This is a genomic window from Pseudoalteromonas sp. MEBiC 03485, assembly GCF_004195145.1.
GTDB classification, from domain to species: domain Bacteria; phylum Pseudomonadota; class Gammaproteobacteria; order Enterobacterales; family Alteromonadaceae; genus Pseudoalteromonas; species Pseudoalteromonas apostichopi.
Genome location: NZ_SGBT01000002.1, coordinates 823,942 through 843,626 on the forward strand (window position 1 = coordinate 823,942; position 19,685 = coordinate 843,626).

Annotated in this window: 21 protein-coding genes; 5 read left to right on the top strand and 16 right to left on the bottom strand. The window is 41.6% G+C overall.

The window, feature by feature from the left end; genetic code table 11:
* Positions 1 to 290: 290 nt before the first annotated feature.
* A complete protein-coding gene (gene katG, locus EVU92_RS20350) occupies positions 291 to 2,468 on the bottom strand; it encodes a catalase/peroxidase HPI (protein WP_130052967.1) in 2,178 nt (725 codons plus the stop codon).
* Positions 2,469 to 2,729: 261 nt separating this feature from the next.
* Between katG and EVU92_RS20355 the strand changes: the two genes are divergently transcribed.
* Complete coding sequence (locus tag EVU92_RS20355; RefSeq protein WP_130052968.1) at positions 2,730 to 2,987, top strand: hypothetical protein; 258 nt, start codon at positions 2,730 to 2,732, stop codon at positions 2,985 to 2,987.
* 63 nt (positions 2,988 to 3,050) lie between these two features.
* Here EVU92_RS20355 and EVU92_RS20360 read toward each other — a convergent pair whose 3' ends face one another.
* Positions 3,051 to 4,424: an ATP-binding protein gene (locus EVU92_RS20360; protein WP_130052969.1), complete on the bottom strand. Its 1,374-nt coding sequence runs from the start codon at positions 4,422 to 4,424 to the stop codon at positions 3,051 to 3,053.
* A 271-nt stretch (positions 4,425 to 4,695) separates the two neighbouring features.
* Here EVU92_RS20360 and EVU92_RS20365 point away from each other — a divergent pair, with 271 nt between their 5' ends.
* Positions 4,696 to 5,586, top strand: a complete 891-nt coding sequence (locus EVU92_RS20365; RefSeq protein ID WP_130052970.1) for a tetratricopeptide repeat protein — start codon at positions 4,696 to 4,698, stop codon at positions 5,584 to 5,586.
* Between the two features lie 199 nt (positions 5,587 to 5,785).
* Here EVU92_RS20365 and EVU92_RS20370 read toward each other — a convergent pair whose 3' ends face one another.
* From EVU92_RS20370 to EVU92_RS20385, 4 genes are all read right to left on the bottom strand, one after another.
* A complete protein-coding gene (locus EVU92_RS20370) occupies positions 5,786 to 6,559 on the bottom strand; it encodes a nuclear transport factor 2 family protein (RefSeq protein WP_130052971.1) in 774 nt (257 codons plus the stop codon).
* Between the two features lie 70 nt (positions 6,560 to 6,629).
* On the bottom strand, positions 6,630 to 7,370 hold the full coding sequence (locus EVU92_RS20375; protein WP_130052972.1) for a ferredoxin--NADP reductase: 741 nt from the start codon (positions 7,368 to 7,370) through the stop codon (positions 6,630 to 6,632).
* Between the two features lie 211 nt (positions 7,371 to 7,581).
* Positions 7,582 to 8,283: a purine-nucleoside phosphorylase gene (gene deoD, locus EVU92_RS20380; protein ID WP_130052973.1), complete on the bottom strand. Its 702-nt coding sequence runs from the start codon at positions 8,281 to 8,283 to the stop codon at positions 7,582 to 7,584.
* Positions 8,283 to 9,512 carry a phosphopentomutase gene (locus EVU92_RS20385; protein ID WP_130052974.1) on the bottom strand — a complete coding sequence of 410 codons (1,230 nt, stop codon included), beginning with the start codon at positions 9,510 to 9,512 and terminating at the stop codon, positions 8,283 to 8,285. Before EVU92_RS20385 ends, deoD begins: the two co-directional genes overlap by 1 nt.
* A gap of 191 nt (positions 9,513 to 9,703) precedes the next feature.
* Between EVU92_RS20385 and udk the strand changes: the two genes are divergently transcribed.
* The 3 genes from udk to EVU92_RS20400 all read left to right on the top strand — a co-directional run bounded on the left by udk (position 9,704) and on the right by EVU92_RS20400 (position 12,461).
* A complete protein-coding gene (gene udk / locus EVU92_RS20390; RefSeq protein ID WP_130052975.1) occupies positions 9,704 to 10,333 on the top strand; it encodes a uridine kinase in 630 nt (209 codons plus the stop codon).
* A gap of 18 nt (positions 10,334 to 10,351) precedes the next feature.
* Positions 10,352 to 11,575: a NupC/NupG family nucleoside CNT transporter gene (locus tag EVU92_RS20395; RefSeq protein ID WP_130052976.1), complete on the top strand. Its 1,224-nt coding sequence runs from the start codon at positions 10,352 to 10,354 to the stop codon at positions 11,573 to 11,575.
* Positions 11,576 to 11,732: 157 nt separating this feature from the next.
* The gene (locus tag EVU92_RS20400; RefSeq protein WP_130052977.1) at positions 11,733 to 12,461 is read left to right on the top strand and encodes a transporter substrate-binding domain-containing protein; all 729 of its coding nucleotides are present in this window, start codon (positions 11,733 to 11,735) and stop codon (positions 12,459 to 12,461) included.
* On the opposite strand, the gene EVU92_RS20405 is transcribed toward EVU92_RS20400, so the two are convergent.
* From EVU92_RS20405 to EVU92_RS21730, 10 genes are all read right to left on the bottom strand, one after another.
* A complete protein-coding gene (locus EVU92_RS20405) occupies positions 12,458 to 13,153 on the bottom strand; it encodes a transporter substrate-binding domain-containing protein (RefSeq protein WP_130052978.1) in 696 nt (231 codons plus the stop codon). The genes EVU92_RS20400 and EVU92_RS20405 overlap by 4 nt on opposite strands.
* 172 nt (positions 13,154 to 13,325) lie before the next feature.
* Positions 13,326 to 13,535, bottom strand: a complete 210-nt coding sequence (locus EVU92_RS20410) for a cold-shock protein (RefSeq protein WP_036972536.1) — start codon at positions 13,533 to 13,535, stop codon at positions 13,326 to 13,328.
* A 200-nt stretch (positions 13,536 to 13,735) separates the two neighbouring features.
* Positions 13,736 to 14,428, bottom strand: coding sequence for a hypothetical protein (locus EVU92_RS20415; protein ID WP_239978019.1), 693 nt, complete (start codon positions 14,426 to 14,428; stop codon positions 13,736 to 13,738).
* Entirely contained in the window at positions 14,428 to 15,177 is a 750-nt protein-coding gene (locus tag EVU92_RS20420) for an iron transporter (protein WP_239978017.1), read from the bottom strand. Before EVU92_RS20420 ends, EVU92_RS20415 begins: the two co-directional genes overlap by 1 nt.
* Positions 15,161 to 15,508 (bottom strand): cupredoxin domain-containing protein, encoded by a 348-nt coding sequence (locus tag EVU92_RS20425; RefSeq protein WP_256854101.1) that lies wholly within the window; start codon positions 15,506 to 15,508, stop codon positions 15,161 to 15,163. Before EVU92_RS20425 ends, EVU92_RS20420 begins: the two co-directional genes overlap by 17 nt.
* On the bottom strand, positions 15,501 to 16,811 hold the full coding sequence (locus EVU92_RS20430; protein WP_130052980.1) for an ATP-binding protein: 1,311 nt from the start codon (positions 16,809 to 16,811) through the stop codon (positions 15,501 to 15,503). The genes EVU92_RS20425 and EVU92_RS20430 overlap by 8 nt, the downstream gene beginning before the upstream one ends.
* Entirely contained in the window at positions 16,811 to 17,470 is a 660-nt protein-coding gene (locus EVU92_RS20435) for a response regulator transcription factor (protein ID WP_130052981.1), read from the bottom strand. The genes EVU92_RS20430 and EVU92_RS20435 overlap by 1 nt, the downstream gene beginning before the upstream one ends.
* Positions 17,471 to 17,481: 11 nt before the next feature.
* Positions 17,482 to 18,093, bottom strand: a complete 612-nt coding sequence (locus tag EVU92_RS20440; protein WP_240701341.1) for a hypothetical protein — start codon at positions 18,091 to 18,093, stop codon at positions 17,482 to 17,484.
* Between the two features lie 47 nt (positions 18,094 to 18,140).
* Complete coding sequence (locus tag EVU92_RS20445) at positions 18,141 to 18,917, bottom strand: SDR family oxidoreductase (protein ID WP_130052983.1); 777 nt, start codon at positions 18,915 to 18,917, stop codon at positions 18,141 to 18,143.
* A complete protein-coding gene (locus tag EVU92_RS21730; RefSeq protein ID WP_205987957.1) occupies positions 18,914 to 19,603 on the bottom strand; it encodes an iron-containing redox enzyme family protein in 690 nt (229 codons plus the stop codon). Before EVU92_RS21730 ends, EVU92_RS20445 begins: the two co-directional genes overlap by 4 nt.
* Between the last annotated feature and the right edge of the window lie 82 nt (positions 19,604 to 19,685).

A 19,685-nucleotide genomic window follows, 5' to 3' on the forward strand; every position in this document is an offset into this window, starting at 1 on the left:
CACGCCTACATGTAGCAGCGGGTTTATCCCGCGTCCTTGGCGCTAGGCTTTAGGTTCTAGGCGCTAGGACGCGATGTAAAATCGCTGCTACTTGTTCGGCGTTAAAACGCCTCCTACATCTCGCAACTTTCCCCTCGCATCTCGCATTTCGTAACTTTACTCTTTCCCCTCGTAACTTTACTCTTTCCCCTCGTAACTTTCCCCTTTCCCCTTGTAACTCGCTAACTTCTTTAAATAAAAAAGGCCACACAGTTCAGCTGTGTGGCCTTTGTACTTAACGGAATTTTAAATTAGATATCGAAGCGGTCGGCGTTCATTACTTTCACCCATGCGTCGACAAAGTCTTTTACAAAACGTTCGTTGTTATCGTCTTGTGCATAAAACTCTGCATATGAGCGAAGGATTGAGTTTGATCCAAATACTAAATCAACGCGCGTTGCTGTCCACTTAGTTACACCTGTACTGCGCTCAATGATGTCATAATAACCTTTCGCTATTGGCTTCCAAGTATAAGCCATGTCGGTTAGGTTCACGAAAAAGTCGGTACTTAATGTGCCTACGTTATCTGTAAATACACCGTGTAAAGTACCATTATGATTAGTACCTAGAACACGCATGCCACCGACAAGAGCGGTCATTTCTGGTGCTGTTAAGCCCATTAATTGCGAACGCTCTAACATTAGCTCCTCTGCTGATACCGTGTACTCTTCTTTGAGCCAATTACGGAAACCATCATGAATTGGCTCAAGTACGTCGAACGAGTCAGCATCTGTCATTTCGTCTGTGGCATCACCACGACCCGGCGAAAATGGCACGGTGACGTTAACGCCCGCCGCTTTTGCGGCTTGTTCAACCGCCGCTGACCCACCAAGTACAATTAAATCAGCTAGGCTTACTGGTTTACTTAAACCCGCTTGTACTGACTCAAGTGCGCTTAATACTTTAGCTAAACGCTTTGGTTCATTGCCCTGCCAATCTTTTTGCGGCGCGAGGCGAATACGTGCACCGTTTGCACCACCGCGATGGTCTGAGCCACGATAAGTACGGGCGCTATCCCATGCTGTTGCAATTAATTCTGCTTGGCTTACACCACAGTTAAGTAGCTTAGTTTTAAGTTCACTAATTTCGCTGTCTGATAAGGTGTAATCTACCGCTGGGATCGGATCTTGCCAGATCAGATCTTCGCTTGGTACATCAGCACCTAAATAACGTGATTTTGGACCTAAGTCACGGTGCGTTAGTTTAAACCAAGCACGTGCAAACACATCACTAAAGTATTCAAAATCATCGTTAAAACGCTCAATGATCTTACGATAAGTTGGGTCCATCTTCATTGCCATATCGGCATCGGTCATAATAGGATTTAGACGAATTGATGGATCTTCAACATCAACTGGTTTGTCTTCTTCTTTAATGTCAATTGGCTCCCACTGCCACGCACCCGCAGGGCTTTTCTTAAGCTCCCAGTCGTAGTTAAGCAGCAAGTAGCAATAACCGTTATCCCATTTTGTTGGGTGAGTTGTCCACGCACCTTCAATACCTGAGGTCATGGTGTCGCGACCAATACCACGTGAATTATGGTTGTTCCAACCTAAACCCTGCTCAAACACATCGGCCGCTTCTGGTTCTGGACCAACGTTTTCTTCGCTACCATTACCATGGGTTTTACCCACAGTGTGACCGCCAACTGTCAGCGCAGCTGTTTCTTCGTCATCCATTGCCATGCGGGCAAATGTTTCGCGAACTTGCTCAGCAGTTTTAAGCGGGTCTGGGTTACCATTCACCCCTTCTGGATTAACATAAATTAAGCCCATTTGTACCGCTGCCAATGGATTTTCCATGGTATCTGGCTTGGCTACATTTGAATAACGCCCATCACTTGGTGCTAACCACTCTTTTTCAGCGCCCCAATAAACATCTTTTTCTGGGTGCCAAATATCTTCGCGGCCACCTGCAAAACCGAAGGTTTTTAAACCCATTGATTCGTAAGCCATATTACCAGCTAAAATAATTAAGTCGGCCCAAGAAAGTTTGTTACCGTATTTCTTTTTAATTGGCCAAAGTAATCGTCGAGCTTTATCTAGGTTAGCATTGTCTGGCCATGAGTTTAACGGTGCAAACCGTTGGTTACCTGTACCACCGCCACCACGGCCATCTTCTAAACGATATGAACCTGCTGAGTGCCACGCCATTCGGATCATCAAACCACCGTAATGACCCCAATCGGCTGGCCACCATTCTTGGCTTTCGGTCATCAGACTTTTTAAATCGGTTTTAACGGCTTCAAGGTCTAGTGATTTGAATGCTTCTGCGTAATTAAAGTCTTTGCCGTAAGGGTTCGTTTTGCTGTCGTGTTGATGAAGAATGTCGAAATTAAGTGCGTTTGGCCACCAGTCAGTGTTCGATTGAGCTGTGACAGTATTACTACCATGCATTACCGGGCACCCGCCCGTTTTTCCATTACTCATTGCGTGCTCCTAAAAAGCTAAAATATGACGAAACGCTAGAAATTACTTTTATCTCTTTCGTCATAAAGAGAGATTTTCTACTAGTTATGAATAACTAATAGCGAATAAGTTCCTGTTGTTTGAAACTATAGGAGTTGTATTTAAATAAAGCTAGATGCAAAAGATGGTTTTAAATCGATTGCACCGATAGGAAAATTTGATTTGATTCATTTTATCAAAGCGTCCATTTTATAAGGGTATTTTTTACAGCGAGTAGCCCTTATGAAAACAATTAATCCTGAAGTTGCTAGACAGCTAAGTATTAACTTTTTTATCGCCCATTTACCTATTTTGATGTTATCGGGATTTGTGGTGGCGTCGCTTGTGGGGCTAATTTTCAGAAGCTCTGCATTGTTTTGGATAGCACTATTAATTACGCCTTTCAGCATTAATTATTTATATTCTAAAAAGCGTATTAAGCAATTTTGTAAAGACAACAAATGCACTGATATTTCTTGTCTTGCTAAGCAAACTGATTAATTTTTAATTTTATTACCCAGTCACCAGATTATTTAGCCTTCAATTTGTATAAATATTAATTAGTTATGCGAGTTTTTGCGGCAATTTAAAGGTTAGCGTAACACCATGATCTGGCATGCTATCAATGCTCACCTCACCTTGCAGTGCTTGGGTTGCAAGGTTATAAACTATCGACATACCCAAACCACTACCGCCACTACCACGTTTAGTAGTAAAAAATGGTTCGAACACTTTATGCATTACATCTTCACTCATGCCATGACCATTGTCTTTGTAGGTGACTGTGTAGCTGTGGGTGTCATCATCAATGCCTACAGTAATATCGATTCGATTTTGCTCACGCCCTATAAACCCATGAACACAGCTGTTATTCACAAGATTTAAGAATATTTGGCTAAGGGCTCCCGGAACGGTAATGAGCGAAAAATCATCAACGCAGTCAATGTTCACTTCAACATTATTACTGCGGGTTAGTGGCATTAGACTGTGTAAAATGTTTTCAAAATAGTCTTTAATATTCGTTTCGAGTAAATTGAGTGATGATTGATCAACCGCCGTTTGCTTAAAATCACTAATGAGCTTTGCAGCTCGCTCAAGATTCGCAAAGGAAATTTTGATGCACTCGTTTAAATGATTCATACCCTCAAGTAAGGCCACTTTTGTTAGCGTATTTGCCTCTATAAGTTGATTAAGGCTATTTAGCTTATCCTTAGCCGAGCTATTTGCTGTTACAGCGATGCCAATAGGCGTATTTACCTCATGAGCAATGCCCGCCACGAGATTACCAAGTGACGCCATTTTTTCGGCTTCAATTAGTTTTTCTTGCATTGCAGTAAGCTCAGATAAGGTTTTTTCAAGGGTACGAGTACGCTCTGCAACACGTTGCTCTAAATGCAGATTAGCACGTTCAAGCTCAGCATTCATGCGTTCATTCTCTTGTGCTGAGAGTGCTCTGCCATATAAGTCAGCTAATGCACCAATAAAGGAGCATTCATCTTCTGTCCATTGCCTTGGTCCACCTATATGCTCACAGCAAAATATCCCGATCATTTTACCTTTATAGCGAATTGGTGCATCTAACATAGCGCCAATATTAAGTGGTTTTAAGTAGCTTTCACTAAACTCAAAGGTGGCAGGGTCAGTATGAGCATCCTCTGCGGTGATAGTACGCTGGGTATCGAGTGCTTTGAAATAAGCTGGATATGCATCACGAGGCAATACTAACATTTGAATTTCTTTGCCGTTTTCTCTATCAAGTAGTAATCGGCACTCAATCGCGGTATTTTCGGCATTTAACAACCATATCCCTGCTCTGCCAATTTCAAGGCCATCTAGTACCGCATTCAGAATTAAGCGTTCAGCTAATTCAACATTGCCACTGTCAAGATCGGAAGAAATTGATACTCCATACAGCAGTTGGACTAGTTGTTGGCGCATACTCTCACCTTTTAGTTTTACGACACTTTAAGTCTAGACGAACATTATAAATCTGACAGAATGAATATAAGTTTTTAAAAACTCATTTAGTATTAAGTAGTTGTTCAGATAAATAAGAGTATATTGTACCCAACTCCTGTTAATACCCTTTACGACTTTATGTTGTTTAAGCAGTTTGGCCAGCTCTCCCCCGAGCTGGTTTTTTTTTGCCTAGTCCACAGTGCTAACGCATGTTACAGTTACCTTAGAAATCATCAAAAATTAATATCTCATGCGTTATACCTTAATTTTAATCACATTTTTAATGAGCTTTAGCACTTTTGCAGTTGCTCAAAATGAACCTGAAAACCGCCCTGCGTTAACCGATGTTGAGCAGCAACAAGCTCTCGATAAGCTTCAAGAACCAATGTATAAGCCATTGTTAGAGCGTTATATTCTTGATGAATTAAAAGCAGTGCGCCAAGACCAGCAAAAATTACGCGAAGACGTAACTAAGCAAGTGGCTCATACACAACTTGATACCGCAGATCGTGCGATTACTTATACAACAGACACCATTAATAATGTGTTTTTCATTATTACTATTACAGCTTCAATTTTGGTGTTGGTTGGTTGGAATTCCCTCCGTGACGTAAAAAACAAAGTAGAAGACATTGTAAACACACGTGTTAGTGCGATTACACAAGAATACGAAGATCGCTTGAAAGTACTTGAAGAAAAGTTACGTGAGCGATCTGAAGAGATCTTATTAAACCAACAAAAGATCTCGATCACTAACGAAGTTCATTCTTTATGGATGCGTGCCAACTTAGAAAGCGATGTTGCGAATAAGATCGAGATTTTTGACGAAATATTAAAGCGTAAACCTGAAGACGTTGAAGCAATTGCCTATAAAGCGGATGCGCTATTAGAAATTAACGAAACAGGTGAAGCCATTGAACTTTGTAATCAAGCGCTAGAAATTGATAGTGACTACGGCTATGCCTACTGGCAACGTGCTTGTGCGTATGCATTACTGCATAAACATGCTGATGCAATGGCAGACATTCGCATGGCACTTGAGTATTCTCCAAACCTTCGTAACGAGCTATTACACGAAAGCGCTTTTGCCAGCCTGCACGACAACGACAGCTTTAATTCGTTGTTAAACGAAATGGCTTAGCCGAAACCCATGTAGCAGCGGGTTTATCCCGCGTCATAGGCGCTAGGGTTTAGGGTTTAGGTTCTAGGTTCTTCCTAGGCGCTGGGACGCGATGTAAAATCGCTGCTACCTAGTACCTCGTAACTTTCGCCTTTCCCCTTGTAACTTGAATTCAACTAACTTTCACCCATAAAAAAAGAGCAGCTGGGCTGCTCTTTTTCTAACGGAAGAATAACACTTTGGTTATTTTGCCGTTCTCTATTTTGTAGCTGGTGACAAACTCAGAACGCTTGTCGACGACTTTGGGGTCTTGTGAACATGTTTCAGAGAGTTCATGATCAATCACGATGTTGCCAAGCACAATGCGTTTAATTGGTGATGACTTAATGCACTTTAGCTTTTTAAACATGATGCCATATCGAGCAATAAGCTTTTCTTTACCTTTAAACATTAACTCATTCGGGAATGTATAAAACTCTACGTTTTCGTCATACATCTTAATGAATGCATCAATGTTTCGTGCATTATAAGCCGCAATCAGCTGTTCAATCACCGCCATCGATTCACGTGACTGACGCGCTTTTTCTTGCTGCTTAGCTGTAAGGGCTTCTTTAGCTTGGTTAACGGCTTTTTCAGCTTCTGCAACTGCTTGCTGTTTTTCAGCAACTGTTTTTGGTTGCTCTGCAGGTGCGGGAGTTTGTGTGCCTAGCACTTTGCTGTCATCAACTTCTGCAACCGCTTTTAAAGCTTCTGCAGTGGCTTTTTGCTCATCGCTGCTTTGAGTTTTTTCGGCTGTTGCTTTCGCTGTTTCAGTTTCAGGCGCTGATTTTTGTTCTGTTGCAGGCTTTTCTTCAATAAACTCTAAGCTAGGTACGTCCTTCTTTTCGGCTTTTTGTTCATTGCTAGTTTGAGGTTGGACTTGCTCTACTGTTTCGTCACTTGCAATTGACTGCCAAGAGAATAATAAACTGATTGCAAAAAATAACGGTTTCATAGTTTTCCTAAATGCATCATGCCTGATTGAGGCGCTAAGGTAGCAAATTATGACTGCTTGGCATAGTTTTTTACCAATATTGCTCTACTGTTATCTGCCCAGGTTCGCGGCGTCTGTTGCGGCTAAAACCCAGCTCTAATAAAATAGCTGTGGTGTCTTTTACCATTTTTGGATTACCGCAAATCATAAACTGTGCGGTATCAGGTACAGTAGGATGCCCTATTACATCAAACAAACGATGGTCTTTAATTACATCTGTGATCCGGCCATTAAAACCTACTTCGGCTGACTCTCGGCTGACTACGGGTGAATAGTAAAGGTTCGGGTACTGTTGCTGAAGCGCTTTAATACGCTCTTGATAGCTTAAGTCCTCGTTAAAACGAACACCATGCACTAGGTGAACATGCTCAAATTTTTGCCACACTTCACCCTGTTCTAATATTGAAATAAAAGGTCCAAGCGCTGTACCAGTACTCAGCATATAAAGTTGTTCGCTGCCAGGTACTTCATCGAGGGTAAAAAAACCTGTGGCGCGGCGTTCAATTGTAACTGAGTCACCTGGTTTTAATTGTGCTAGCTGCTGAGAAAGTTGGCCGTCTTTGACGTTAATAAGATAAAACTCAAGATCGGGATTATTAGGCGCATTCACATAAGAATATGCGCGTGCAACACGTTTATCACCCACTTGCATAGCTAACTTAGTAAACTGCCCTGCCGTAAATGGCTCAACATCGGCATTAACGATTAAGCTAAATAATGACTCAGTCCACCATTTAACGTCTTTAACCTTAGCTTCAACCCAATTAGACATACACATCCTCAATTGTTGTTCCTCTATTAAAAGTGGCAACAATTAGTTGAATTTTCAAGTTTTAAGGGGCGGTTGCAAGTTGCGAGCAGGATTTTACGCGAGGTAAACAGGCAGCTATAAAAAAAGCCGCATAAATGCGGCTTTGAGGTTAGTCTCACTTCACTTTGGGCGTGTTTCCAAATTTCAGTGAATACGTTACCAAGGAACTTATTTAAATTGATTCTAAAGCAATTTTAACCATTTCGTTAAAAGTGCTTTGACGCTCTTCACTTGGTGTTGCTTCACCAGTGATTACGTGGTCACTTACAGTAAATAGTGCCATCGCTTTTGCGCCGTATTCAGCGGCTACGCCGTACATGCCAGCTGTTTCCATATCTACAGCAAGTACGCCTAGCTTGTCTAATTCTTGATAAAAAGTGTTATCTGCTTGATAGAATGTATCTGTTGTAAATACATTACCTACCTTCGCTTCAATACCTAATTCTTTTGCTGCGTTTACACCATTTAGTAATAAACCAAAATCAGCAATTGCGGCAAAGTCGTAACCACGAACGCGCGCACGGTTTACGTTTGAATCAGTACTTGCACCTTGTGCAAAGATAACGTCACGGATTTTGATATCGCTACCAATACCACCACAGGTACCAATACGAATTAGATTTTTAACGCCGTAACTAACGATCAATTCACGGGCATAAATTGACATTGATGGAATACCCATCCCAGAGCCCATAATACTTACTGGTTTACCTTTGTAGGTACCGGTAAAACCATACATATTACGAACGCCTGTTACTTGTTTTGCGTCATCTAAAAAGTTTTCAGCAATGTATTGAGCGCGAAGCGGATCACCCGGCATTAATACCGTTTCTGCAAATTCGCCTACATCGGCGCTGATATGAGGAGTACTCATTATTGGTTTCCTTTTTTGTTCGCTAATAGCTTGTCGTTAAAGCTATCACCGTATTCAAGTGCAGGAAGATTAAACCACTGGGCAAGGGTTTGACCTATGTCTGCAAAACTAGCTCGTTCTCCAAGCGGGGTGTTTGTCATTCCCGGTTGGTAGGCAAGTACTGGCACGTATTCACGTGTATGGTCAGTGCCTGCTGCTGTTGGATCACATCCGTGATCGGCGGTAATGATTAACACATCATCGCTATTTAGCTGATTTAAAATGGTCGGCAGATAATCATCAAACTCTTTTAATGCTTTAGCGTAGCCAACTGCATTACGGCGATGACCGTACTTTTCATCAAAATCAACTAAATTTGTAAAAATCAAACTATGATCAGGTGCACTTGCGATAACTTCTGAGGTTTTCTCAAGTAAGTTCATCAGCCCTGGCGCTTTGTGTTTTTGGGTGATGCCTTGGTGCGCATAAATATCAGAAATTTTACCGATACTGATCACTTCACCACCGTCTTGCGATAATTTATCTAGCAAAGTTGGCGACGGTGGAAGCACCGAGTAGTCACGACGATTACCTGTACGGGCAAAATCATCGCTGCTCGAACCCAAAAATGGCCGCGCAATCACTCTTCCTATGTTCATTTCATCAAGCAGCGCCCGTGCGATTTCGCAAACCTGATAAAGTTTCTCCAGTCCAAATGATTCTTCGTGCGCGGCTATTTGAAACACGCTATCAACTGAGGTGTAGCAAATTGGCATGCCAGTTTGCATGTGCTCTTCACCTAGTTGTTCTAAAATGGTCGTTCCTGAGGCATAGCAGTTACCTAAGATGCCAGGAATACCTGCGCGAGCAATAAGCTCATCAACAAATTCTTGTGGAAAACACGGCTGTGTATTTGGAAAATAACCCCAATCAAACAACACAGGTACACCGGCCATTTCCCAATGTCCAGAAGGTGTGTCTTTACCACTTGATAACTCTTTAGCGTAACCCCACGCGCCAGTAGGTGCTTGTCGGTCACTTACTAAACAAGGTTCTTTACCTGCGGCTTCGCATGCATCAGCTAAACCTAGACGGGTAAGATTGGGTAGCGATAAATGCTCACCAGTTTCTTCTGCATAGGCTTTAAGTAAATGAGCAAAAGTATTTGCGCCTACATCACCAAACTTCTCTGCGTCAGGTGCTGCGCCTATTCCTAGGCTATCTGCCATTAAGATGAGTGCTCTTGCCATGGGTACCTCGTTATCAATATGTGAATACTTTATATGCTCTTCGAATTTTTGGTACAGGACATAAGTCCTGTTTCATAAAACAGAAACATTATAAATTTGCATCCCTAAGCGAAGCAAAAGAGATTAATCGTGTCTTTTTTGCTATTGTGATCTACCTAACAATGTTTCCTTCTGTGTGGGCGAGAACTTTAGTGACACGAACAATTATAGCTATTGCTGGCGCATCTGCGTCGGGCAAGTCTCTTTTTAGCAAGACAATTTATAACGAATTAGTCAATGAGCTTGAACCGGGCGCGATCGCAGTGATCGAAGAAGATGCTTATTACAAAGACCAGTCGCATTTGCCGTTTGACCATCGAACGCAAACCAATTACGACCATCCTGATGCTTTCGAGCATGAGCTTTTGCATGAGCACTTACTTCAATTGCGCGCTGGAAAATCGGTAGACGTACCAACTTATGACTATGCAATGCATACCCGTAGCGATGAAACGCGCCGAGTTGCATCTGCAAAAGTACTTATCGTTGAAGGTATTTTGCTACTGAGTGATCCGGCACTTCGAAAAGAATTTGATATTAAGGTGTTTATTGATACACCGTTAGATATCTGCCTTATGCGCCGTATGCAACGAGATATGGAGCAGCGTGGCAGAACATTACAGTCCGTTGTTGATCAATATCAAGCGACAGTGCGACCTATGTTTTATCAGTTTATTGAGCCATCAAAACACAAAGCTGATCTCGTAGTCACTCGCGGCGGTATGAATCGCGTTGCCATTGATATAATTAAAAGTAAAATAAAATATTTACTGCAACAATAACAACGGGAAATAGTCAGTATGACAACATTTATGAGCTTAGTAGGCATTGTTGTGCTACTAGGCATTGCTTTTGCGGCTTCAACTAACCGTAAAGCGATTAATTTAAGAACAGTAGGCATCGCCTTTTTACTACAAGTGTTAATTGGTGGCTTTGTCTTGTTCTTCGAAGTGGGCAAAAACGTACTAGCAAGTATGTCACGAGGAGTTTCATCGGTTATTGGATATGCCAATGACGGTATAAGCTTCTTATTTGGCTCACTGGCATCGCAAGATACTTTAGGGTTTATTTTTGCGATACAAGTATTGCCCGTTATCGTGTTCTTCTCAGCATTAGTTGCTGTGTTGTATCACATCGGGGTAATGGATTGGATAATCAAGATTCTCGGTGGTGGCTTACAAAAGCTATTGAAAACCTCTCGCCCTGAATCGCTTTCTGCAACCGCCAATATTTTCGTTGGCCAAACAGAAGCACCATTGATTGTTAAGCCATTTATTGCCAGCATGACTAAGTCAGAGCTGTTTGCGGTAATGGTAGGTGGCCTTGCTACCGTAGCAGGTTCTGTTATGGCGGGTTACGTAACAATTGGTGTAGAGCTTAAATACTTAATCGCAGCCAGCTTTATGGCGGCACCAGGTGGTTTCTTAATGGCAAAAATGATTGTGCCAGAGACCGAAACACCAAAAGAAGATTTAGCTGATTTAGACGTACAAGAAGAAAAACCGGTTAACGTAATTGATGCTGCTGCATCAGGTGCCGCAAACGGTATGCATCTAGCACTGAATGTAGGTGCTATGTTACTTGCTTTCGTAGCACTTATTGCACTTCTAAATGGGTTATTAGGCGGTATTGGTGGTTGGTTTGATCATCCAACATTAACGCTACAAGAAATTTTAGGTTACGTATTCGCGCCAGTTGCATGGTTATTAGGTGTACCTTGGAACGAAGCAGTAATCGCAGGCAGTTTTATAGGTCAGAAGGTTGTAGTAAACGAATTTGTTGCTTACCTCGACTTTATTAATTATCGCGATACGTTAAGTGCGCACACACAAGCGATTGTCACATTCGCGTTATGTGGGTTTGCTAACTTATCATCGATAGCAATTTTACTAGGTGGATTAGGCGGTATGGCGCCTAGTCGGCGAAAGGATATCGCACGCTTAGGGCTCAGAGCAGTGTTAGCAGGATCTATGGCTAACCTCATGAGTGCAGCAATTGCAGGTTTTTTCCTCTCGCTAGCTTAGAAACTTAATGAGATGAGCCGTAGTTGCAAAACAATAGGATAGGACTTTAAGGGGTTAAAGGTCTATCTGACTTGAACGATACTTCACCAAGGGCCGCAAGGCCCTTTTATCGTTTTATGTGCTAAGATTTAATTACTAAGTCTATTTAAGTACATAAATGAAATTTTTACGAGTTTATATACTAATCCTTTTCTTTAGTTGGCCAGCACTTTGCGAACCGACCCTGACCGTTGTGACTGAGCTGTCGCCACCAAACCAAACTTTAATCAATAACCAAGTTTCCGGTGAAAGCACCGAATTAGTTAAAGCTATTTTTGCCAAAGCAAACATAAACCCAAATATAGAGCTTTATCCTTGGGCCCGTGCCTACAATATGGCACTTAAGAGACCTAATATCTTTATTTATAGTATGGCGAAGACCCCTGAGCGCGAAAAACACTTTCATTGGATTGGTGAAGTGGCTACCTATCAAATGGGCTTTGTTAAATTAAGCTCTCGCACAGATATAAACATCACCTCAAACGAGCAAGCAAAAGATTACAAAATAGCCGTACAACGTAATGATTTAGCGGCACAGCGCCTAACAGACCGTGGTTACACTGTAGTCTATACTTCGGATATCAATAAATCATATCAACTGTTAATGTCGGGCAAGGTTGATTTAATTATCGATGATAAAAATTATATTGCAGCTATGGCTGAGCAGCTGGCATTAGATGAGCGCCGCTTTAGCTTTACGCATGGTATCGACTTTTTAACCATGAAAGGCTACCTCGCGGCAAATATTAATACCGAAAAACGCTATGTGGATGCGTTAAAAAAAGCATTTAATGAAGTGATGGTGACGCCAAAATACAATACCGTGATGTTACTACAGCAACCTTAATTCGCCTTATATTGCTCAATATAAGTCTCTAATAATCCTTGTTTACTCAGCTTGTTATAACTTGCTTGAAATCGAGCAACTAACTCATCAGGTAATGCTTTATTTAGCGCTAGAAAGTTACCCACGGCGCCATTCAGAGGCAATTCAACTAACTTAACCACTTCTCTGCCTTGGTGACCATACTGCATTAATTGATATTTGAACGATAGCTCTGAGCCTATGATCAGCTCAATCTTATTTTTAAAAAATAGGTTAATACATTCGTAATAGTGACTCACTTTTAGAAGGTTTTTATCACCTTCATAGCCAATGCTTTCTACGAATTTTTCGTAAATGCTGTCTCTGACAACACATAAACTATGATCTTTTACTTGAGATAAGTCGATAGGATTAATGCGATCATTTGATTGTAAGCGATAAAAAAAGTTACGTGATGAAGCCAGTGGACCAACCCACTTGAATAACTCTTCTCGATCAGGAACTCGTGCCGTAGAGACTAGGCCTGATTGTGGTTTTTTCTGTGCAAAGTGATATGCCCTAGACCAAGGTAAAAGCTCGAAGTGACATTCAATGTCTGCATCAACACACATTGCTTTGACAAATTTAAGATTAATGCCTTCTAGGTGCCCTTTGTTTGAAAAATTATATGGCGGGAATTGCTCGGTGTAGATGGTGACACTATCCTTTGCCATTACTACGGGTGCAAAACTTAGGCATGCTAACAACAATAATTTTAAGATAATTAATACACCCTAATTAAATAGCTGCATTAAATATAGAAATTTTCATTAGCTCAGTCAATTTTTAAGCACAAAAAAAGCAAGCCGTAGCTTGCTTCTTCTTAATTTTTACTAAAAGTAAAAATTATAACGGAGTGATGTTATCCGCTTGTGGGCCTTTTTGACCTTGTGAAAGAGTGAACTCTACACGTTGGCCTTCAGCTAAAGTTTTGAAACCGTCGCTTTTAATAGCGCTGAAGTGTGCGAACACGTCTGGGCCATTTTCTTGCTCGATGAAACCAAAACCTTTAGATTCGTTAAACCACTTAACTGTACCTGATACGATGTTAGACATAGTATTATTCCTGATATAAAAAATTAAAAATGCCCTAATGGGCGGGTGTAGCAAAAAATGAGATGGTACTTAAAAACTTCAGGACGGTACTACAAGTATTACTTATACAACAACGAAATAAAGATTTATTAATTACACGCTTTCTTTCTAGCTGGTGCCCACTATATAGAGTTACTAAGATAAGTCAAACACTATCGTCATTAAAACTCAAATTCCAATGCTAAGCGAAAGCTATGATCTTTACCGGATTGACTCAGTTCGCTGATAAAACCAGCTTCCCATTTTAACTGACGTTTTGGACTAAACCTATGTAAACCAATAAAGCCGGGACCAACCCCAACAAAATCCTCACCAGCGTAAATTTCTATTGATGGTTGAAACGCTGATCGATAGCGATAACGATACTGCAAACGAAACTCGCTTTCCCACTCATTCTCGATATCTGCGCCCCATTCATACACTAAAAATGCATTCATAGTCAGGCTTGTACGGCCAAACTCTTTTTCCCATAAAAAGCCAGTCGTTGCTTCGTAAGCATCCACTGTATGTTGTTTTTCAAGCTCAAATAGTGCCCCCCAGTCAGCCCATAATCGTCCCTGTTCAACAAGCTGCCAACGTAACTCGACCTCGTATGAAGATAACCCAAAATCGCCGTTATCGTCTCGTTCGCCAACCAAATAACCTTCAAGACTCATGGTATCATTAATTGCCCCACCAAAACCTGCGCGCTGCGCTAACACATTGCCGCTATCAGTTTGTCTCGACACTAAACGCCACTCTACTTCGCGCTCAAAAGGCATCACATAAGGGTGATATACTTTATCGACCACCATGCCATCAGCATGTGCGACTTGACTAATAGTTGCTAACAGCAAACAGCTTAAGCTAATCATTAAGAACCGCATACTGGCTCCTCTGTCTTTTTAATTTTTAAAACACGCGCTAAGGCGATAAATACCAACGCTGCAACTACATACACCCAAAGCGCTGTTTTACTTGGTGTGGCTTCGTAACCCAATAAGGCTTTTAATACCCGCCCTAGTTCTGAGTTTTCAACTAGAAACCCACGCCAATCTAAATAATTTGAAGTCACATCGAGTAAGTCAACCTGACTTGCTAAATCAAGAAGTATCAATAACTTTGCTGTTGCATTTAAGGCAAGCAACACAACTAAAGGCTGCACGCCTGCGCGTTTAACAACACTTTCAAGTAAAAAGAACAGTAACACACCAAAGCTAATACAAATACCAACCCCTAATAAGGTACCAAGTATCAGTGGCTCAGCAGTATCTTTGCTGTGCCAGAAACTGACTAAATAAATCATGTAGTGACTTAAATACAACGTCATGGTAGCAACCAATGCGACAGCTGCGGCCTGACTTCGTTGCTGACAACTAATTAATGCAGCTGCAAAAATCACAATACACAGCAACATTTGCATGAACTCTAAGCCTCTATGATCAAATAACTGGCTCCCCCATGCAGCGCCTTGTACAAACACTAAGCTCATCACAATACCAATAACGGCATAAATACATAGCTGACGCTGATTTAAAGGCACAATCAAACCCAAAAGCACAGCTAAAATAACCACAGGCAGAAGCTGATTTATACTCATCAGCAGACTAGTTATCAGCATCATCCACCTCCGTAGCCACAACAGTCCCTCGAGCAGTGTTAGGCGAAAATTCACCAAAAAAATCATAACGCCCAGGGCTTAATGGGCCGATATAAATCACACTGGTTCGGCCTGGGTAGAGCACTTTTTCGCGGTTTAAGTCAAAGCTATCGAACTCTTCAGGAGTGTCATCTTGATTTTCGATTAAAAGTCGCAGCTTTTTATTGGCAGGTACTTTAATTTCAGCGGGGTAAAATAGATGATCTCTTAAGATCAGTTTGTACTCTTTGGCATAAGCAAGCCAAGACGACATACATAGTAGCAGCATAGAGAATGCCAAAATCCATTTATTCACTAATCTCTCCTTGCATAAAAGAGACGCTTACGCGCAAGCCACCTAGGTGACTATCTGCAAGCGCAATATCAGCGTTATAAATCGATACTATGTGTTCAACAATAGCCATACCAAGCCCGGCTCCTTGCTCACCGGATGGATGTTTATCGCCACCCACGCGGTAAAAACGGTTAAATATGCGCTGCTTTTGAGCTTCATCAATACCTGGACCGGAGTCATCAATTTGCCAGATAAAACGATTACCTTCAGCTTTAAGAGTAATACAAATTTCTCCCACAGCTGGTGTATATTTTATGGCGTTACTCAGTAAATTGCCAAATAAAGTGATCAAAGTGAATTCATCACCAGCAATAATAAAATCATCACCATCTATGCTAATTGTATGCTCTTTTTCATCGATACGGTCATAAAGTTGTGCTACAACTTGCTGGCTAACCTCTAATACCGATACAGGGCTAAATTGTGCCTGCCACTGCTCTGGGTATGTTCGCCCTAAAATCAACATCTGCTCAACGATATTACTCAGTTTATCAACCCCTTTTTCCATCGCATCAAGTTCTACACTATCGACACCTTGGGCAAGTAAATTATGTACATTTATTTTTAAGCTACTAAGCGGTGTGCGCAGCTCATGGGCCGCATCTGAGGCAAAAAATCGTTCTCGTAAATAGGCACTTTCAACACGCTTAAATAGATCATTTAAGCGGCTGATTACGGGTTTAATTTCTTGTTCTGGGGTCTGCCAAGGGATCGCAGTAAAGTCATTTGCTTGTCTATGTTTAAGTTGATTAGATAACCGAGTGAGTGGCGCAAGCCCTTGTTTTACAAAAACACTAATAAGCAGTGCTAAGATTGGTACGCTCCATAACAATGGCGTCATAGCCGATAAAATCACTGTTTCTGTTAGTGCCACACGTTTACTCAATGGCTCAGCAATAAGCACCCGCTTATCTCCTTCGCTTAAACGGTATACTTTGACTCGTTGCCCTGCCAAATTCTCAACACTAAACCCGGTTTGCCAGTGACTTTGATTGATTGGGTTATTTTGTAATGACTTTGAGCTTGAGACCAAACTGTCATCCACCCAAACCTGAAATAATAACTGCGGTAAATTACTCGTATAGGCAGGAGTTTCTTTATTTAACGGCTGTTCAATCAACACATGCGCAAGCGTTATCAGCTCATTATCAAGCAGTGCTTCAGCCTGATTCATACTTTCTCGATAACCTTTAGTAAAAGCCAAAAAGCAGGTTAAGATCACCATAGACAAGATAAGTAAGGTGAGTCGCTTACGAATTGACACTAGCGTTTACCTACCACATAACCAATGCCGCGTAAGGTTTTTATGAACTCTTTCGGAAATTTTTTACGTAAGTGATGAATATGCACTTCGATGGTATTTGATCCCACCTCTTCGCCCCACTCATAGAGTTTACTTTCTAGCTGCTGTTTTGATTGCACGCGGCCCTGATTTTCTAACAAAGCTTTAAGGAGCATGAACTCTTTACGCGGAAGATTAACGGGCTCTCCTTGATAACTCACGGTAAAAGCCGCGGTATCCATTTCAACATCACCGACTTTTAAGGTGCTGGTTTGTGCTTGTGTCAGGCGCCTGCTTGCAACCCGAAGACGTGCAAATAATTCAGCGGGATCAAACGGTTTTGCAAGATAATCATCAGCCCCTAAATCTAAACCCATAACTTTATCGTCGATACTACCCCTAGCAGTTAAAATCACCACAGGAATGTTTTTACGATGTTTTTTTATATGCTTTAAAATGTCGATGCCATCACCGTCAGGTAGCCCTAAATCAAGGACTACCAGCTCAATTTCATCGTTGTCCAGCCATTGCATCGCTGACTTAACGGTCGAACTATGTTCAACACTATATCCTTGTTGACGCAAAGAGCGACACAGGCCTTCAGCCACTAAATGGTCGTCTTCAACGAGCAATAAATGCATAGTTTATCTCTTTATTTTTTCTCTACCTTAGCCAATAGTTTAGTAATTTCTTGTTGGCGGTAAAGATCTGCTTTTGGTCTATCAGGGCGCGCTGGCGCTTGCTGAGCAACCAATAAAAATTCTTTAGCTGATTTATACTTACGCTCGTCATATAGGAATGAAGCATATAAATAGTTACTATCGATACCACGAGGATTTAGCTCAAGCGCTTGCTGAAACAGCTTTTTCGCTTCATCATCATCACCAAAACCAATTGGCCAACCCGGCACTTTACCGTACAAGGTAGCAAGGCTGGTGTATGCTGAACCGTCGAGCGCTTTTGGATCTAAGCTTAGCGCTTTTTCAAATTGCGCTTTAGCATCTTTTGCAAGACCAAGAGCACCTAAGCCCCCTTTCGCTCCCGCATAACTCGATAGCACAATACCGTACCAAATATGACTTGCAGCCTGCTGGTCATTCGCTTTTGTAAATTCAGCCGTTTCGTTGGCTAGTTTTTCAAAGGCATCTAATTGCGCATCATCAACTAATTCGTAATTAACCACTGCCCACTTTTTTTGCACCGAACTTAAATCACTATTAAAGTCGGCTTTTGCAGGCGCGGCCATGATAACACCTAACATCATTAGGGCTTTAAAATTTAGTTTAGTCATAATCATTCACCTTAATCAATTTAGTTCGCAAAAAAACTTTTAATTTTAGGAAGTTGTTTTGCTATTGCGTTATCAACTAGTGATGGAAATGCGCCGTTAATACGGGCAAATAATGTTTCAGGGAAGCCGATAAAACGGCGACGTTTTTTTGATTTAATTAAATCTATTAATGCATCTGCCACTTTTTCAGGCGGATCCATCGTGTTACCAAGCTCTTTGTTCATCGCGCGCACTTGTGGCGAATTGATCGCGGTATCAGTCGCGCGAGGTGCTAAATACAATATTTTCACATCGCTGTGGCTGAGCTCTCTGGCAAGGGCTTCTGTCATACCTCTAAGTCCAAACTTGCTGGCGCAGTACAAGGTTTGATATGGATATCCGATGCTACCAAACGATGAACCTATATTCACAATCGTGCCTTTGTTGCGTGTAATTTGTGGTAAAAATAGCTGGCATAATTTAATTGGCACATGCAGGTTGATATTTAACAGGTGATCTATTTGCTGCTCACTGATTTCACTAAAGCCCTGCATCACATTGACGCCTGCATTATTGATAAGTAATGTTGCACCACCAATTTGCTGAGCAAACTTGGCAAGATCATCACGGGATTCACTGTTACTTAGATCAGCCTGAAAATACTCTGCGTCATTACCACACTCCAACTTAAGTGCAGCAAGTTGCTTAACATTTCTGCCTACCAGCAATAAACGCCACCCTTCTTTGACAAGGCTAAGAGCAATAGCACGGCCAATGCCCCCAGTTGCGCCGGTTAGCACACAAACTGGGCTACTCATGCGCTTTGCTCCATGTCCGCCTCTGTAAAGAAAGGTTCTGAGTCGAGGTCACGAAAAATATTGCCGTATAGTTTGTAAAAACATTTAGCGGCGTGAATAATGGCTTGTTGGTCGTCCTCGTTGTCTATTTTATTCATTAGTGATTCGAAGAACTTAACGTGTTCAATATCAAGTGCACCGTGCGAAGTAAGGTATGAAAAAGCCTTTTTAGGTAGCCCAACAACCTCACGGATTTGTCCTGCAGCATTATCTGCTAATGCAATAGAAGTACCTTCAAGCACATGAACCATACCAAAGAAAGCTAAAGGATTACCGCGATTAATTGCATCATAGGCATACGACACCATTAATTCGGTCGAAAACTGTGGACGAGAATTACGTACCAACTCTTTATCAAAACCGCATGCAGCAATATCATTTAATACCCATTCTTGATGGCCTAACTCTTCTTCAATGTATTCTGCAACAGCTTCACGCAGCCACTCTTGTTTATCGGTAAGCTTTGCACCCACAGCCATTAGTAGTGGCACTGTGTGCTTAACATGGTGATATGCTTGAGTTAAAAACGATGCATATTCACTAAGGCTTACTTCACCTTTAAAAACTCGGCCAATAATCGGCGCAGCTAAAAGATAGTCACGCTCATTTTGTGTTTCGGCTTGTAATGTATTGAAAAATTGACTCATGCTCGTCGCCTCTTTGTAAAATGCTGAAATTTCTCTAGCAAAAAATTGGTTAATAACATCGCGTTTTGGGCGATTATTGCTA